Consider the following 16,475-nt stretch of genomic DNA (forward strand, 5'->3'; position numbering starts at 1 on the left):
ATATATTAAACTTTACCTTACTTTACTACTTTCATTTTTTTCTCTTCAATTTCTTGTTCTTCGTTTTGTTTGTTCCAATATTCTTTTAGCTTTTCTGCTTTTTCGGTTCTTGTTATTTTAATGTATTTCAAAAATTGAGTTTCTGTTTGATGCCCAGTTATTCCCATAATGGTTAAATTATCCAACTTACCATATAGATTTGTGGCAAATGAACGTCTACAAATGTGCGATGATACTAATTCCCATTTTTCAAAAACTCCTTCTTCTTTTCGTTTTGTATCCTTATTTATTTTTGAGCCTTGTGTTAATTCATTGAATCCTGCTACTTTGCACAACTCTTTTACGTGTTCATTGAATTTTTGGTCTGAAATTGCTCTTGGGAAACCGTTTCTTTTTTCTAAAATTGCTTTTACTTGTTGATGCAATGGAATTGTAACTGTTTGCCCTGTTTTTTGTGTTTCAATTTCAATGTAGCCGTTTTTGATATTGGCATCTTTCAACCTTAAAAAATCTGAAATTCTTAATCCTGTACGTAATCCAATTATAAATAAGTCTCTTGTGTTTTCTAATCTTTCAACTCCTTTAAAGTCGTGATTGAATATTTTATTAATTTCTTCATCTTTTAAATAAATGCTATCCGCAGTAATTTTTGGTACAAAAAAGTTAGGATGCTCGATGTGTGGATGCACCGGCAAACCTTTTAATTTTGCATCTCTGGCAATCGTTTTAATGGTTCCAATGTAGTTTCCAATTGTACCCAAATTTATCTTTTGCTCTTGTGATAGGAAATTAACAAACCTGTAATAAAAAGTTAAATCTAAATCGGTAAACTTTAGCTTCGTTTTAAAGCGTTCTTCGTACTCTTTTAGCTTATTTAGTGTTGTATTATACTTTGTGATAGTTCCTTTAGCAATTGGCTTATTTTTGCCTTTTATTATGCGTGTTGGTGCTTGTTTAATAAAAGTATCAATGAAAGGAATGAAAAATATTTGGTCAACGGCTGTTTCGTCAATAGGTCTATTAAAGAAATTAGCTATCTTTTTTCTTAACCAATGTTTATCGATAAACTCGCCTTTGCTGTTATCTGAATTGAATTCGTCAAAAATGAATTTTTCAAGCTCTGAAAGTTTTTGATTAACTTCGTCTTTTGTAGTATCATCAGCTGTAAGTTTAACTTTTTGCTTTGCAGAACTCCACCTTTTTGGTTCTACCTTTAAATCGGTTGATGCTGTTAAATCGAATTTTCTGCCGTTTTTGAAACGCAAAAGTATATTTGTTGCGTTTTTTTCTCCTTTTATGAGGTAGTTAATTGTTGCCATTGGTACGGTATCATTAAGTTTTTCAACACTTTAAAGATACAAAATTATCCCCACATAATCCCCACATTTGTCATTTTTATATATAATTAGCTTAATTTTACTTTATTACATTTTTTTAAAAATCTCTTATTTTTCAAGGGTTAACAGCTGTTTTAGTAAGATGAGGTAAAGCTAAATAAAGTAGATGTTAGTTCCTCTTTCTCCGCTAAACCGGTTCAAAACTTGAACCGGTTTTTTTTTATCTAAAATGTATTTATAATTATTTATTATTACTTGGTATTGCTGTAATAAATAAAAATTATTTAGTAGTCCTATTTTAATATAATTTTTATCTATTGAGAATTTGTTTTTTGAACTGATTTATAATGTAGTTTAGCAAATAAATATTTGATATTTAATACTTTATTCTTAAATTTATGAGAATATGTAAATTAAATAGCAAGCAAACAAAAAATTATAAATCAAACTAATATTATGGAAAACAATTCTGAAAACTTAAGTAAATGTCCTTTTCATAACGGAAGCATGACGGTAACTGGTGATGGAACATCAAATAAAGATTGGTGGCCAAATTCATTAAACTTTGATATTCTGCATCAACATGATAACAAAACAAATCCAATGGGAGAAAGTTTTAATTATGCTGAAGAATTTAAAAAACTAGACTTAGAAGCTGTTAAAACTGATTTAAAAAACTTGATGACCGAAAGTCAAGAATGGTGGCCTTCAGACTGGGGACATTATGGTGGTTTAATGATTCGTATGGCATGGCACTCTGCGGGTACTTATAGAACATCTGATGGACGTGGTGGAAGTAATACAGGAAACCAACGTTTTGCGCCATTGAACAGTTGGCCCGATAATGTGAGCTTAGATAAAGCACGTAGATTGTTGTGGCCTATTAAAAAGAAATATGGAAATAAACTTTCTTGGGCAGATTTGATGATTTTAGCTGGAAATATGGCTTATGAATCTATGGGATTAAAAACATTTGGTTTTGCTGGTGGACGTGAAGATATTTGGCATCCAGAAAAAGATATTTATTGGGGTTCAGAAAATGAATGGTTAGCAAAAACTGGAAGTGAAGGAAGTCGTTATTCTGGTGAAAGAGATTTAGAAAACCCATTAGCTTCTGTAATGATGGGATTGATTTATGTAAATCCAGAAGGTGTTGATGGAAATCCAGATCCTTTAAAAACAGCACACGATGTTCGCGTTACTTTTAAACGTATGGCAATGAATGATGAGGAAACTGTAGCTTTAACTGCTGGCGGACATACAGTTGGGAAAGCTCACGGTAATGGCGATGCGTCTAAGTTAGGAAAAGAGCCTGAAGCAGCTGGAATTGAAGAACAAGGATTGGGTTGGCATAACCCAAAAGGTTCAGGAAATGCTAGCGATACAATAACAAGTGGAATTGAAGGAGCTTGGACAACCGAGCCTACAAAATGGGATAACGGTTATTTCGATTTGTTATTAAATTATGATTGGGAATTAAAGAAAAGTCCTGCTGGAGCTTGGCAATGGGAACCTATAAATTTACCCGAAGATAAAAAACCTGTTGATGCCCACAATCCTTCTGTTAGAAGAAATCCTATTATGACAGATGCTGATATGGCAATGAAAATGGATCCCGAGTACAGAAAAATTTCTGAGAAATTTTATAACGATTTTAACTATTTTACTGAAGTTTTTGCTAGAGCATGGTTTAAACTTACACACCGTGATTTAGGTCCAAAATCGAGATATCTTGGTGCTGATGTACCTATAGAGGATCTAATTTGGCAAGATCCTATTCCTGCAGGAAATAAAGTTTTATCGGAAAGTGATATTAACGAATTAAAATCTAAAATTTTAAATAGCGGATTAACGCGTTCAGAACTTATTGCTACTGCTTGGGATAGTGCGAGAACATTTAGAGGTTCCGATTTTAGAGGTGGAGCAAATGGAGCAAGAATACGTTTGGCGCCACAAAAAGATTGGCAAGGAAACGAACCAGAAAGATTACAAAAAGTTTTAACTAAACTTTCAGAAATTAAAAACTCTTACGGTAAAGATGTGAGCATTGCCGATTTAATTGTTTTAGGCGGAAGTGCTGCAGTGGAACAAGCAGCAAAAGATGCTGGTTTTAATGTTTCGGTTCCCTTTTTGGCTGGTCGTGGAGATGCAACTCAAGAAATGACAGATATTGAATCTTTTGAAGATTTAGAACCTGTACACGATGCATTCCGAAACTGGTTGAAAAAGATTATGCAAATGTTCAGCCAGAACAGATGATGTTAGATAGAGCACAATTATTAGGATTAACAGCACCTGAAATGACAGTTTTAGTTGGAGGAATGCGTGTTTTAGGGACCAACTATGGAGATACTAAACACGGAGTTTTTACTGATAACGTTGGGGTTTTATCAAATGATTTTTTTGTAAATCTTACTGATATGAGTTATAATTGGAAACCAACAGGAAGTAACAGTTACAATGTTGTTAATAGAAAAACTGGCGAAACAAAATGGACAGCAACAAGAGTTGATTTAATTTTTGGTTCAAATTCTATTCTACGTGCTTATGCTGAAGTTTATGCTCAAGATGATAACAAAGAAAAATTTGTGAAAGATTTTATCAAAGCTTGGACTAAAGTAATGAATGCAGATCGATTTGATTTGAAATAAAATATATAATTAAAAAAAGCTACGCATTGCGTGGCTTTTTTTATATCGTCATTGAAAATAATTGCCTTTGTGGTGTATTTCTTTTTAGTCTTAAATCGAAAGCCATACAAATATTTCTTACGAATGGTTTTCCTTTTTCGGTAACAATAAGTTTGTTGTCGAATATCTTTAAAAGACCATCAACTTCCATCTCTTTTAACGATTCAATTACTTCACCTATTTCTAGGAATTTTAATTCATCTTGCGACCAATCTGTTTCAAATTGGCACATAATATTTAGAATATGTTGTCTTATTACCAAATCTTCAGAAGTTAAAATGTGTCCTCTATAAACCGGAATTTCATTTTTGTCTAATCTTTCGTAATAATCTTCTAAAGTTTTTTCGTTCTGCGCAAATGCTGTCCAACTATCACTTATTGAAGAAACTCCCAGACCAATCATAAGTTTAGTATTTGTAGTGGTGTAGCCCATAAAATTACGATGTAATTTGCCTTCTTCAAAAGCAGTAAACATACTGTCAGAATCTATTGCAAAATGATCCATTCCTATTTCATGAAAACCATTTTCACTCAATCGAATTTTTCCTTCTTCATAAAGTAGACGTTTTGCATCATCTTTAGGTACATCTTCATCGTTAAAACCTCGTTGTCCATTTCCTTTAATCCATGGTACGTGAGCATAGCTGTAAAAAGCCAATCGATCTGGATGTAATGAATTTGTTTTATCAATGGTATCTAAAACATCATCTAAAGTTTGAAATGGAAGTCCAAAAATTAAATCGTGACTTATTGAGGTGTAACCAATTTCTCGTGCCCAAAAAGTAACTTTTGCTACATTATGAAACGGTTGAATTCTATTAATAGCAGTTTGAACTTTAGTAGAGTAGTCTTGTACGCCAAAACTAACTCTTCTAAAGCCCAAATTATAAAGCAATTGTAAGTGCTCTTTAGTTGTATTGTTTGGGTGTCCTTCAAAGCTAAATTCATAATTATCAGCAATTGTAGCTTTAGAAAGTATACCTTTAATTAGTTTTTCTAAATTATTAGGAGAAAAAAAAGTAGGAGTTCCACCACCTAAGTGTATTTCTTTGATGTTAGGTTTGGTTGAAAATAAGTCACAATATAGTTTCCATTCTTTTAAAACGGCATCTATATATGGATGTTCAACCTCGTGTCTTTTAGTAATTCTTTTATGGCATCCACAAAAAGTGCACAAACTTTCACAAAAAGGAAGATGAATATACAGACTAATACCTTCAGATGTGTTTGTTTTTTGAAAAGTTTCGAGCATTGAAGATTTCCATTTCTCTGCAGTAAAATTATTTTCTTCCCAATAAGGAACCGTAGGATAACTCGTGTATCGAGGTCCTGGTACATTATATTTTTGTATAAGAGAAGTTTTCATTATGCCTTAATTTAAGCCAAAATTACTATCATTTTTTAAATCATTCTATGATAATTGTCATATTGACAGAAATGTAACTTATATTACAGAATAGGAATAGTTATTGAGGTAAATTTGTAAAAAGAATTTAGATTATGAATGCAAAATTTAATGAAATAATAAATCAAGACCAATTGACTTTAGTAGATTTTTATGCAGATTGGTGTGGACCATGCAAAATGATGTCACCCATACTTCAGGAAACAAAATCTATCATTAAAGACGATGTAAAAATAATAAAAATTAATGTGGATAATTATCAAGATTTAGCAGCTGAATTTATGGTAAGAGGCGTTCCCACATTAATGTTGTTTAAACAAGGTAAACTATTATGGAGACAATCAGGTGTTTTAGCCACTAAAGATTTAGTAAGTATTTTAAAACAGCATTTAAATTAATTTGTATTTTAGACAATAAAACAACAAAAGATATTATGAAGAAAATAATTTTTGGAGCATTACTTACATCAGTTTTAGCGATTTCTTGTGTAAATCAAAAACAAGAAGGAGTTTTAGTAGCTAATCCTGACACTTTCGAACAAAAAATGACGGAACCAGAAGTTCAAATACTTGATGTTAGAACAGAAGGTGAATTTGCGGAAGGACACATTCAAGATGCTCAAAACATTGATGTATTACAAGATGATTTTAAAGAGAAAGTAGCTACTTTAGATAAAAATAAACCTGTAATGGTTTATTGTAAAATGGGTGGTAGAAGTGCAAAAGCTGCTGGAATATTAAAAGAAATGGGTTTTACAACAATAGTAGATTTAGAAGGAGGTTACACTGCTTGGAAAGCTTCAGGAAAGTAGAAAAATATTTTATAAAAAAAGCGACACATTGTGTCGCTTTTTTTATGCTTTAATAGCTACTACCGAAATTTCTACGTTTACATTTTTGGGCAAGCAAGCTACTTGTACAGTTTCTCTAGCTGGTGCAATTGCTTCATTAAAATATTTACCGTATATAGCATTTATTCTTCCAAAATTTCCCATATCGCTAATAAAAATTGAAACCTTTACCACATCATCAAATGTCATTTCAGAAGCTGTTAAAACTGCTTGTAAGTTTTCCATTACTTGAGTTGTTTCTGTTTCAATATCTTCTAGAACTAGTTCTCCGTTTTTAGGATTAATCGCAATTTGTCCCGAAGTGTACAATGTATTTCCTACTAAAACAGCTTGGCTATATGGTCCAATTGGTGCAGGAGCATTTTCAGTAAAAATTATTTTTTTCATGATATGTTTAATTTATGATTCGTTTGTTTCCTTTGATTAATAAAGCTAATAAAATAAAATTAGCCACAAGAATTGGACTTATAATTCCTAAATGAATTTTGTTTAACATAAAAGCCAAATACAACAAATGGGTTATAAAAATGACTTTTGCTAAGACTGAAATTTTTTGTTTTTCGTTCTTATAGAAGTAAAAGGCTAATGCTAGATATATAGGATTAATTAGTAACGCGTTGTAATTCCATAAAACTTCTTCATGGAAAGAGTATAATCCTACGACACAAAAAAATAAACCTAAAAAGCCAAGAATTGCAAAATAAGTAAGTGACAACCATTTTTTTCTAGTAAGTACAATTAATGCCAAAATAGCTATTAAAGTGTAAATATTGTCTAAAAAATGTGGTTGATAGTCAATTTTAACTGCTTCATAAAGCGTTTCTTTTTCTTCAGCTATTGGATTTCGTTCAAGCGATTGAATCAATTCTAACGGTAAAAATAAACGTTCTGCTGGTTGATCTACTTTGGTTCCAAAAATTAAATTAATTCCGAGTTTTTGAAAGAAAAAGTTATCCATATAGGGATATAAAATTTCTCGGTACGTTTTTTCAATCGGTTTTATCGATTCAATTTTATGATTTTTAATTTGCTCATTTACTTTATCAATAACCATGGTGGTGCAATTTCTATCGATAAATTTATAAGTGTAAAATCTTTCGTCTGAATATATAGACTGATTTAAGGAATCAAATAACCTTTGTTTTTCGGTTTGAGAAAGTTTTATTTTTTGTTCGTAAACAGAACGTTGTTCTAATTGATAATTGTAATAAAAATTTGAAAAAGTATTTGTGCTAACAAAATATTGTAAATCTCCTTTAATAAATTTCAACATAAAATTTGGAGTTTCAAAATCGAAAGTTCCATAATTGAATACAATGTCTAGATTATTAGGAATGTCTTTAATTCTAATGGCTGTATGACCATAAAGTGAATAAGATTCGTTTCCAGTACCACAATTTAAAATGCTGATTTCGCTATTTTCTGAAAGAATAATATTTTGAGAAACCCAAAAAAGTTAAAAAAATTAGAATTAGCGTAAATAATTTTAATTTCATAATGTTTCAAACAAAGTTGTCCAAAGTTAAGTTTTTCCAAGCAATTACTTATCGGAAAATTCCAAAATCAACTTTTACTGAAAATATGTTAGAATATAAAGCAGTACTTTGATTTCCTAAATCGGTTAAAGCATAATCTACTTGAATTCCTTTGTATTTGAAACCTACACCAAAGTTGGGTTGAAAACTTAGTTTATTTGAACCGTCAATTTGAGTAATTTGTTGAAAGTTACCAACGCCACCACGTAAGAAAATTAAATCGATATAACCCGCTTCAAAACCAACTGCAGGATCAACACTCACTACATTCGTAGAAATAATATCGTTTGTTCTTGCAAATTGCATGTTTAAATTTGCAGCACCTGTTATACTGTAATCGTATCTTATGATATATTTTTTAGAAATTCCTAATTGTGCCTTAGGAAGCGTAACTTCTGAAGTTTCTGGTAACTCTTGGTTTTCACCAGGAATTGCATCTCTAATTTCGTTGTACTTATCTTCGTTAATTGTCCAAGTATTGTAAGTTGTAGTGATGTCGCGTAACATTAAACCAAATTTCCAATCTTCTTCATCACTTATATATTGAATACCTAAATCGAAACCAAATCCCCAAGAACTAGCAAAATCTCCAATAATTCTATGAATAATTTTTGCATTAATTCCGTAGTTTAAACCGTCAATTGGTAAACTTCTTGCGTATGAAACTGTCAAACCATAATCGGCAGTTGAAAATAATGAAATTCTATTGTAATCAATATTTCCTTGACTATCAATTAATTGAGTGGTGTCCAAAATGTCGTCAACTCCAAAACGAATTAAGGAAATTCCAACTGCACTTCTGTCATCAATTGGCATTCCAAAAGCAGCATAATCATATTGTGCTATATTAGCAAAGTAGTTTGCATGCATTAAGCCAAGTTGGTTGTCTTCAAGATTTAATAATCCTGCAGGATTCCAATAACCCGAGTTTACGTCGCCAGTTTGAGCTGTAACGGTATTACTCATACCTAAAGCTGCAGCATCAACTCCAATATTCATAAATTCATTAGAATATTTACGAACAGTTTGAGACCACGTAAGTTGGCTTGAAAAAATTAAAAAGAGTAAAACAATTTTTTTCAAAAACAATTTTTTTACAAATATCAAATAAAAATCTTAATTAGTAAACTTTAAAAGTGCTAACTTATTGTATTATCTTTGTTCAAAGTTTAAAATTAAAGATTATGTCAATAACCAAGTATATTCCAAATGGACTTACTTTACTTAATTTGTTATCAGGTCTTTTGGCCTTAGTAAGTGTTTTTAATGGATATTACGATCATGCTTTTTATTTTGTATGCTTAGGAATTTTCTTTGATTTTTGGGATGGTTTTGCTGCTAGAAAATTAAATGTATCAAGCGATTTAGGCTTACAATTAGATTCACTTGCCGATATGGTAACAAGTGGAGTAGTGCCTGGATTAATGATGTTTAAATTATTTGATTTTATTCAAGCGGAAACTCCTGAATATATGTTGACAGACGAAACTTTTTACATGGGATTTGTGCCTTATTTAGGTTTTTTAATTACACTTGCTTCTTGCTACCGATTGGCTAATTTTAATATCGATCCAAGACAAACAGATCATTTTATTGGATTACCAACTCCTGCAAATGCCTTATTTGTAATGAGTATTCCAATGATTCAATATGCTGATCAATATCAATGGTTAACCGATTTATTGTATAATCCTTATGTATTATTAGTTATTACTTTAGTGAGTACTTATTTATTAAATGCGGAAGTTGTTTTATTTTCATTAAAAGTTAAAAACATTAACTGGAAAGATAACAAACTACAAATCTCATTTTTAATATTTGCTGTATTACTTTTAATTCTTTTTCAAGTAGTTGCCATTCCAATGATTATTTTATCATACATTGTGGTTTCTTTTTTTGTAAACAGATTAAAAGTATCAAATGCCTAAATATCCTGTAAAGAAAAAAACATTTACGAAATCTAAAACCAAGAGAAAAACGAGTACGAGTTTTAGAATATTTGTGTATTTGTTTGTATTCTTTGTGGTTACAGGTTTAGGAATTTTCACCTACGAATATGCCGATGGTTTATTGTTTTATTTAGGTTTTAAATCTAAAAACGAATATGGTTTAACCAAAGAAGAAAGGCGTATAAACGATATTCACATTTATGAAGTTCTAGATACTCATAAAGATTTTATGATTGGTTTTGATATTTCTGAATATCAAGAAAAAATTGAATGGGAGAGCCTAGGTAAAATTGAAGATACTTTCGATTTAAATTTTGTGTTTGTTAGAGCTACTGCCGGAAATAATAAAGTTGATAAACGCTTTAAGGAGAATTGGATTGCATCGAAAGAAAAAGGAATTATTCGTGGCGCTTATCATTATTATCGTCCAAATGAAAATTCCATTCAACAAGCTAATAATTTTATAAAAACGGTAAAACTAGAAAAAGGCGATTTACCACCAGTTTTAGATATCGAAAAATTACCGCGAACACAATCTTTGGATAGTTTAAAAAAGGGATTAAGACGTTGGTTGGTAAAAGTTGAAAAACATTACAAAATGAAGCCCATTATTTATTCGGGTGAAAGCTATTATACCGATTTTTTACGAAAAGAGTTTTCTGAATATCCATTTTGGATTGCCAATTATAATTTTTGGAGAAAAAAGCCAGATGATCATTGGTTAATTTGGCAATTTACCGAAAAAGCTCAAGTAAATGGGGTAAAAGGTTTAGTTGATGTTAATCTTTTTAATGGCGATTTTATAAAGTTAATAGAAAATACTAAAGATTAATTTTTTTTTGTAATTTTGTTTAACAAAAATAGCTAAATAGATGAACAATATTAAATCTGTTTTTAGTGTTAAAGATCTTGAGAACCTTTCTGGAGTTAAAGCGCATACCATTAGAATTTGGGAAAAACGATATAATTTATTTTCTCCAATTCGTGATGACAATAATATTCGGTCTTATAATACCGATGATTTAAAAAAAATTTTAAATATTTCTTATTTAAATAATTTTGGATATAAAATATCCAAAATAGCTAAGCTCACCGAAAGTGAAATGGTAGCACTTACGCAGCAAATTTATTCAGAAAAAACTCAGGCTTCTTTCGCAATTTCAAATTTAAAGTTTGCAATGTTTAACTTTGATGCGAAACTTTTTCATTCAACTTATGACGAGTTAGAGAAATCTAAAAGTTTTGAAGAAATTTTCTACGATGTTTTTATTCCGCTACTAGATGAAATTGGTTTTTTATGGCAAACAGAAACACTAAAGCCTGTTCATGAGCATTTTATAAGTTCGCTTATAAGACAAAAATTATTTTCAGAAATTGAAAAAGCTCAAAAAAATGTAAATTTTTCTAATGAAGAGGTTTATGTCTTATATCTTCCCATGCATGAAATTCATGAATTGGGTATTATGTTTGTAAATTATTTATTACTGCGAAAAAATAAACATGTAATATATTTGGGCGAAAGTGTTCCCATGGAAGATCTTCAAGAAGTTATAAAATATTACAATAAAATTACCTTTCTAAGCTACTTTACTGTCCAACCAGAAATTGATAATTTAGAAAGCTATTTGTTTGATTTTAAAAATTCAATATTAAAGAGAGAACAAGATAGATTTTATATTCTTGGTAAACAAGTTTCCGATTATCACTCACAAATACCAGGTATCTATACTTTTTCAGGAATTCAAGCCATGTTAATGACACTGTAAATATTTCTTAATAAATTTAGTTTTGTTTAATTAAATTACTATATTTGTTAAACAAAAAAATGAATGAAAAAGAAAATTGCTATAATAGGTGCTGGTTTTTCCTCCTTGGCTGCTGCCTCATATCTAGCCAAAGCGGGTCATTCCGTTACAGTTTTTGAAAAAAATGCAACTTTAGGAGGAAGAGCTAGACGACTTTCAAAGGAAGGTTTTCATTTCGACATGGGACCCACTTGGTATTGGATGCCAGATGTGTTTGAAAAGTTTTTTTTAGACTTTAATAAAAAACCATCCGATTATTATCAGCTAGAAAAGTTGTCTCCTGCTTACCAAGTTTATTTTGATAAAAATAGCTCTATTACAATTGAAGATGACTTAGAAAAAATTGTTGAAACTTTCGAAAAAATTGAAAAGGGAAGTGGAAAAAAATTAAAAAAGTTCATTCATACTGCAAGAGAAAATTATAAAATTGCAGTTGAAAAAATGGTTTACAAGCCTGGTGATTCAATTTTAGAATTAATAAGTTTAGAAACTGCTTTAAGAGTTAATCAGTTTTTTTCTACGATTAAGAAAGATGTTAGAAAAGAATTTAAAGATGAGCGTTTACGACAAATTCTAGAATTTCCTGTTTTATTTTTAGGCGCAAAACCATCAAATACACCATCGTTCTATAATTTTATGAATTATGCCGACTTTGGATTAGGAACTTGGCATCCCAAAAAAGGAATGTATGCAGTCGTAGAAGCTATGGTAACTTTAGCTCAAAGTTTAGGAGTAAAATTTCAAACAAACGCAAATGTTTCAAAAATCATAGTTGAAAATGGTAATGCACAAGGTATTGTAGTTAATAATGAAGAGTTATTTTTCGATGCTGTTTTAAGTGGTGCAGATTATCATTTTACAGAAACGTTGTTGGATAGTTCCTATAGAATGTATTCGGAAAAATATTGGGAAACAAAGACTTTTGCTCCTTCTTCTTTATTGTTTTATGTTGGTTTTGATAAAAAAATTGAGAATGTAGAACATCATACATTATTTTTTGATACCTCATTTGAAGAGCATGCAAAAGAAATCTACGACACTAAGCAATGGCCAAAAGAACCGCTTTTTTATGCTAGTTTTCCATCTAAAACAGATGCATATTTTGCTCCAAATGGAAAAGAAGCAGCTACTTTCTTAATTCCATTAGCTCCAGGTTTAGAAGATAATTTAGAATTACGTGAAAAATATTTTGACATAATAATTGACCGTTTAGAAAAATTAACAGGTCAAAGTTTAAAAAAATTCGTACTTTTCAAAGAGAGTTTTTGTGTAGCCGATTTTATAGCGGACTATAATTCATATAAAGGAAATGCTTATGGTTTAGCTAATATTTTAACCCAAACAGCATTTTTAAGACCTAAAATAAAGAGTAGAAAAGTTCAAAATTTATTTTTTACTGGACAGTTAACCGTTCCTGGACCAGGTGTTCCTCCCTCAATTATTTCAGGAAAAATTGTAAGCGATAAAATTTTAAAATATTTATCATCATGAAAGCATTATTCGATTCGGCATCTTTAGAATGCAGTAAAAAAATTACAAAGTTGTACAGTACCTCTTTTTCGTTAGCTATTAAAATGTTGGCACCGGAAATTCAAGACGATATTTATGCTATTTACGGTTTTGTGCGTTGTGCCGATGAGATTGTAGATACTTTTGATGGGTATGAACAAGAATTACTTTTAAACGAATTTGAAGCCGAATATGAGAAGGCATTAGAACGTAAAATAAGTTTAAATACTGTTTTAAATGCCTTTCAAAAAGTAGTGCATCAATATGGTTTACAAGAGTTGGTTAAGCCTTTTATGCACAGTATGCGAATGGATTTAACCAAGAAAGAATATAATTCGTTTGCAGAATATGAAGAATATATTTTTGGTTCAGCGGATGTAGTTGGGTTAATGTGTTTAAAGGTTTTTGTAAAAGGAGATGAAAAAAAATATGAAGAACTAAAAGCAAGTGCGATGCGATTAGGTTCGGCTTTTCAAAAGGTAAATTTCTTGAGAGATTTAAAACACGATTATGAAAGTTTAGGACGAGTTTATTTTCCTGGAATCAATTTTGAATCTTTAAGTAATGAAGATAAAACCAAAATCATAAATGAAATTAATCAAGATTTTGAAGAAGCTTTTAAAGGAATTTTAAAACTACCTATTGAAGCTAAGTTTGGGGTTTACACAGCGTATCGTTACTATAAAAGCTTGATGAAAAAGATTAGCAAAACACAACCAAATGAATTTTTAAGTAAAAGAATTCGTGTGTCAAATCCTTTAAAATTAGTAATTTTGGGTAAATCGTATTTGCGTTATCAATTTAATATAATCCAAGCTTAATGGAATATTTACTATTCATAGGAATTACTATAGCTACTTTCATTACAATGGAAGGAGTAACTTGGTGTACACACAAATTTGTAATGCATGGTTTTTTGTGGTATTTACATGAAGATCATCACCAACCCAAGTATCAAAATATATTGGAGAAAAACGATGCTTTTTTTGTAATTTTTGCAATTCCGAGTATTGCTTTGTTTTATTATGGATTAGAGCCAGTCTTAAACTTTAAATTCTTTATTGGCTTAGGAATTTTGCTTTATGGAATTGCTTATTTTTTAGTGCATGATGTTCTTATTCATCAACGTTTTAAATGGTTTAAACATACTAAAAACAAATATTTAATTGGCTTACGAAAAGCACATAAAATTCATCATAAACATTTAGGAAAAGAACATGGTGAATGTTTTGGGATGTTGTTTGTTCCTAAAAAATATTTTTCAATGTAATGGAAAAGTATCTCTACTTAACTATAGATTTACTGACACTTTCTGTGCCATTGTTGGCTAGTTTTTATTCTAAACACGCTTATTATAAAAATTGGTCTTCTTTATTTAAAGCAATTGTTATTGTTGGACTTTTCTTTTTAGTTTGGGATGCTTATTTTACTCATATTGGCATTTGGGGATTTAACGAACGCTATTTAACTGGAATCAAAGTTTTCAACTTACCTTTAGAGGAAGTTTTGTTCTTCATTTGTATACCTTATTCGAGTGTGTTTGTTTATTTTTCGATGGAATATTTACTGAAGAAAAATCCGCTAGAGAAATCACATCAACTCATTACCCATTTTCTATTAACGTTTTCCATTGTAGTTTTTGTTATGCATTACGACAAGTGGTACACGGCTTCTACTTTTGGATTTTTAGCTATGTATTTATTGTTTCATTTGTACCGAAAAACCTATTTAGGCAGACATTATTTTTCCTATACTATCACCTTAGTTTTCTTTTTTATCGTAAATGGAATTTTAACGGGAAGTTTTATAGACGAACCAGTTGTTTGGTACAACGATGCTGAAAATTTAGGAATTCGAATAGGAACAATTCCTTTTGAAGATGCTTTTTATGGGTTTTTGCTTATAGCGGCGATAATTGATTGGTTTGATTGTTTTAGAAAGAAGAAGTAAAGAATTGTCACTTCGAGCTAAAGGCGAGAAGTCACATTAACTAAGATTATGAGATTCCAAAACAAGTTCGGACTCGAGGCATTGCCGAATTGAGTGCAGCTAATGACAAATAATTGAATTTTAATTTAGATGTCTGGTGTTGTTGAAAGAGGAACGAATTATATATAAACGCTAATAAATCAGTAATAATAAAACTACTGTTAAAAACTTTCAAAAGTGTTTTTATTTGTGAAGTAAAAACTAGATAATGCCTCTAATATTTCGTTTAGTTTTAAATTTTTATCACCATTGAAAATATGCAAAATCACAGATAATGATTCTGCTTTCCATCCATCTTTATTTAAATCTAGTTTAGTTTGATATGAATGTATTCGGTCAAATGTTAATGGATTTCCGATTTCTTTCTCTAAAATATTTAGAAAATGAATAGGTTCTTGGACAGGACCAGGATAGTCACATATTGCTATTTGAAGAATTTCTGCTTTTTGATATATTGAATTTTCTATACCTTTTGCATTAATTATGTCAAGTAAGTTCTCTGATGAAATTATCATTAGTAAATTAATTTAAATAACCTCTTTAATGTTTTTTTGGATTGTTACCTAAGTTAAAAAAACATACCTAAAAATCTTACTCCGAATCCTTATTCAAATTCAATTCGCCTTTTCCATGAATAACAGTAGTTTTAGGCGCATCAAAATCGATTTTTGTTTTACGTAACTCAAAGTTTTGTCCTAAGTAAACACGTCTTACAACTTCGTCGGCGGCTAATTCTTCAGGTTTTCCAGCTTTTAAAATACCACCTTCAAACATTAAGTAGGTTTTATCAGTAATAGCTAAAGTTTCTTGTACGTTGTGGTCGGTAATTAAAATACCAATGTTTTTATTTTTTAACTGCGCTACAATTCTTTGAATGTCTTCCACCGCAACTGGGTCAACTCCAGCAAAAGGTTCGTCTAATAAAATAAATTTTGGGTCAGTTGCAAGCGCACGAGCAATTTCGGTACGTCTTCTTTCACCACCCGAAAGTAAATCACCTCGATTAGTACGAATGTGTTGCAATGCAAATTCATCAATTAACTCTTCCATTTTAGCTTCTTGTTCTGCTTTTGAAAGAGTTGTTAGTTGTAAAACACTCATAATATTGTCTTCAATACTTAGTTTTCTAAATACCGAAGCTTCTTGAGCTAGATAACCAATTCCGTGTTGTGCACGTTTGTACATCGGGAAATCAGTAATATTAGTATTGTCCAAATAAATGTTTCCACTATTTGGTTTTACTAAACCTACAATCATGTAAAAAGAAGTGGTTTTTCCAGCACCATTTGGACCTAGTAATCCCACAATTTCTCCTTGATTTACTTCAACAGAAATTCCTTTTACAACCGTACGTTTTTTGTAGGTTTTTATTAAGTTATCAGCTCTTAATTTCATTTTGATAATGT

Annotated in this window: 16 protein-coding genes and 1 pseudogene; 10 read left to right on the top strand and 7 right to left on the bottom strand. The window is 30.5% G+C overall.

The window, feature by feature from the left end:
• Nucleotides 1–17 precede the first annotated feature (17 nt).
• Nucleotides 18–1,319: a site-specific integrase gene (locus tag GCU34_RS00910; RefSeq protein WP_072780597.1), complete on the bottom strand. Its 1,302-nt coding sequence runs from the start codon at nucleotides 1,317–1,319 to the stop codon at nucleotides 18–20.
• A 474-nt stretch (nucleotides 1,320–1,793) separates the two neighbouring features.
• On the opposite strand from GCU34_RS00910, the pseudogene katG reads away from it, so the two are divergent.
• Nucleotides 1,794–3,988 (top strand): annotated as a pseudogene (gene katG, locus GCU34_RS00915) (catalase/peroxidase HPI).
• Nucleotides 3,989–4,028: 40 nt separating this feature from the next.
• Here katG and hemN read toward each other — a convergent pair.
• A complete protein-coding gene (gene hemN, locus GCU34_RS00920; RefSeq protein ID WP_072780580.1) occupies nucleotides 4,029–5,393 on the bottom strand; it encodes an oxygen-independent coproporphyrinogen III oxidase in 1,365 nt (454 codons plus the stop codon).
• A 134-nt stretch (nucleotides 5,394–5,527) separates the two neighbouring features.
• On the opposite strand from hemN, the gene trxA reads away from it, so the two are divergent.
• Nucleotides 5,528–5,830 (top strand): thioredoxin, encoded by a 303-nt coding sequence (trxA, locus tag GCU34_RS00925; protein WP_072780578.1) that lies wholly within the window; start codon nucleotides 5,528–5,530, stop codon nucleotides 5,828–5,830.
• 35 nt (nucleotides 5,831–5,865) lie between these two features.
• Nucleotides 5,866–6,243 (top strand): rhodanese-like domain-containing protein, encoded by a 378-nt coding sequence (locus GCU34_RS00930; protein WP_072780575.1) that lies wholly within the window; start codon nucleotides 5,866–5,868, stop codon nucleotides 6,241–6,243.
• Nucleotides 6,244–6,285: 42 nt separating this feature from the next.
• On the opposite strand, the gene GCU34_RS00935 is transcribed toward GCU34_RS00930, so the two are convergent.
• From GCU34_RS00935 to GCU34_RS00945, 3 genes are all read right to left on the bottom strand, one after another.
• The gene (locus tag GCU34_RS00935) at nucleotides 6,286–6,669 is read right to left on the bottom strand and encodes a RidA family protein (protein ID WP_072780572.1); all 384 of its coding nucleotides are present in this window, start codon (nucleotides 6,667–6,669) and stop codon (nucleotides 6,286–6,288) included.
• A gap of 7 nt (nucleotides 6,670–6,676) precedes the next feature.
• Entirely contained in the window at nucleotides 6,677–7,717 is a 1,041-nt protein-coding gene (locus GCU34_RS00940) for a lipoprotein N-acyltransferase Lnb domain-containing protein (protein WP_152378330.1), read from the bottom strand.
• Between the two features lie 109 nt (nucleotides 7,718–7,826).
• On the bottom strand, nucleotides 7,827–8,900 hold the full coding sequence (locus tag GCU34_RS00945; protein ID WP_449403949.1) for a putative type IX sorting system protein PorV2: 1,074 nt from the start codon (nucleotides 8,898–8,900) through the stop codon (nucleotides 7,827–7,829).
• Between the two features lie 101 nt (nucleotides 8,901–9,001).
• Here GCU34_RS00945 and GCU34_RS00950 point away from each other — a divergent pair, with 101 nt between their 5' ends.
• From GCU34_RS00950 to GCU34_RS00980, 7 genes are all read left to right on the top strand, one after another.
• Nucleotides 9,002–9,745, top strand: a complete 744-nt coding sequence (locus GCU34_RS00950; RefSeq protein ID WP_178138321.1) for a CDP-alcohol phosphatidyltransferase family protein — start codon at nucleotides 9,002–9,004, stop codon at nucleotides 9,743–9,745.
• A complete protein-coding gene (locus GCU34_RS00955) occupies nucleotides 9,738–10,598 on the top strand; it encodes a glycoside hydrolase family 25 protein (RefSeq protein ID WP_072780567.1) in 861 nt (286 codons plus the stop codon). The genes GCU34_RS00950 and GCU34_RS00955 overlap by 8 nt, the downstream gene beginning before the upstream one ends.
• Nucleotides 10,599–10,638: 40 nt before the next feature.
• The gene (locus tag GCU34_RS00960) at nucleotides 10,639–11,532 is read left to right on the top strand and encodes a MerR family transcriptional regulator (protein WP_072780564.1); all 894 of its coding nucleotides are present in this window, start codon (nucleotides 10,639–10,641) and stop codon (nucleotides 11,530–11,532) included.
• A gap of 63 nt (nucleotides 11,533–11,595) precedes the next feature.
• Nucleotides 11,596–13,062, top strand: a complete 1,467-nt coding sequence (locus GCU34_RS00965; protein ID WP_072780561.1) for a phytoene desaturase family protein — start codon at nucleotides 11,596–11,598, stop codon at nucleotides 13,060–13,062.
• Entirely contained in the window at nucleotides 13,059–13,901 is an 843-nt protein-coding gene (locus tag GCU34_RS00970) for a phytoene/squalene synthase family protein (RefSeq protein WP_072780559.1), read from the top strand. The genes GCU34_RS00965 and GCU34_RS00970 overlap by 4 nt, the downstream gene beginning before the upstream one ends.
• Complete coding sequence (locus GCU34_RS00975; protein ID WP_072780557.1) at nucleotides 13,901–14,350, top strand: sterol desaturase family protein; 450 nt, start codon at nucleotides 13,901–13,903, stop codon at nucleotides 14,348–14,350. The genes GCU34_RS00970 and GCU34_RS00975 overlap by 1 nt, the downstream gene beginning before the upstream one ends.
• The gene (locus GCU34_RS00980) at nucleotides 14,350–15,030 is read left to right on the top strand and encodes a lycopene cyclase domain-containing protein (protein WP_072780556.1); all 681 of its coding nucleotides are present in this window, start codon (nucleotides 14,350–14,352) and stop codon (nucleotides 15,028–15,030) included. Before GCU34_RS00975 ends, GCU34_RS00980 begins: the two co-directional genes overlap by 1 nt.
• Nucleotides 15,031–15,230: 200 nt before the next feature.
• On the opposite strand, the gene GCU34_RS00985 is transcribed toward GCU34_RS00980, so the two are convergent.
• Both GCU34_RS00985 and lptB read right to left on the bottom strand, forming a co-directional pair.
• Entirely contained in the window at nucleotides 15,231–15,584 is a 354-nt protein-coding gene (locus tag GCU34_RS00985; RefSeq protein WP_072780554.1) for a hypothetical protein, read from the bottom strand.
• Between the two features lie 76 nt (nucleotides 15,585–15,660).
• On the bottom strand, nucleotides 15,661–16,464 hold the full coding sequence (lptB, locus tag GCU34_RS00990; RefSeq protein ID WP_072780552.1) for an LPS export ABC transporter ATP-binding protein: 804 nt from the start codon (nucleotides 16,462–16,464) through the stop codon (nucleotides 15,661–15,663).
• Nucleotides 16,465–16,475 lie beyond the last annotated feature (11 nt).

Source organism: Flavobacterium haoranii (assembly GCF_009363055.1).
In the GTDB taxonomy this organism is placed as follows: domain Bacteria; phylum Bacteroidota; class Bacteroidia; order Flavobacteriales; family Flavobacteriaceae; genus Flavobacterium; species Flavobacterium haoranii.